Genomic DNA, 879 nt, shown 5'->3' on the forward strand with positions numbered 1-879 from the left:
CCGTTGGCGCGAAACACGTAGATCCCGGTCAAGACGAAAGAGATCACGATCAGCCCGACGCCGACCGGGATCCCGCGGGTGATGGTCGATCCGGCGGCGATCGGCGTGCCGAGCCATTGCGGATCGAAGGCGATCAACAGAATAAAGCCGACGTACAGCGCCAGCGTAATCAGTGAAAGCAGCCAGGCGAACCGGCCGCGTTTTCTCACCAGCTCTTTAAAGCGCGGGTTTTCTTCAATCCCTTGATAAATGGTGTCATTCATCAGAGTGTCTCCAGTCGGTATTGAGAGAGTACGCCGCGCCAGGGCCGCTCAACGGTGCGTGATCCGGATTGAGCGGCCTGAAGCGGCATAAATTATGACGGCACTTTCATTGATTGTTTTTCTTCCAACAGCTTGTCGACGACGGCCGGATCCGCCAGCGTAGAGGTATCCCCCAGGTTGCTGGTGTCGCCGGCGGCAATTTTGCGCAGGATACGCCGCATGATCTTGCCGGAGCGCGTTTTGGGCAGCGAATCTGTCCAGTGCAGTACGTCCGGCGTGGCGATCGGCCCTATCTCTTTGCGCACCCAGTTGCGCACTTCGGTATAGAGCTCCGGCGTCGGTTCTTCGCCGTGGTTCAGCGTGATGTAGGCGTAGATCGCCTGGCCTTTGATGTTATGAGGAATGCCGACCACCGCCGCTTCGGCGATTTTCGGGTGCGATACCAGCGCGGACTCAATCTCGGCGGTGCCCAGACGGTGGCCGGAGACGTTCAGCACGTCATCGACGCGGCCGGTGATCCAGTAGTAACCGTCTTCGTCGCGGCGTGCGCCGTCACCGCTGAAGTACATGCCTTTGAAAGTCGAGAAGTAGGTTTGCTCGAAGCGGTCATGATCGC

General features: G+C 58.9%; 2 protein-coding genes. Both read right to left on the bottom strand.

Features of this window, described 5'->3' with window-relative positions:
- The coding region (locus SO140_RS46130) for a DUF485 domain-containing protein (protein ID WP_498544227.1) at nucleotides 1–263 on the bottom strand (263 nt) is incomplete at its 3' end.
- A gap of 92 nt (nucleotides 264–355) precedes the next feature.
- On the bottom strand, nucleotides 356–879 hold a 524-nt coding region (locus SO140_RS46135; protein ID WP_498544228.1), incomplete at its 5' end, for an AMP-binding enzyme.

It is taken from the genome of Bradyrhizobium sp. UFLA05-108 (assembly GCF_059803455.1).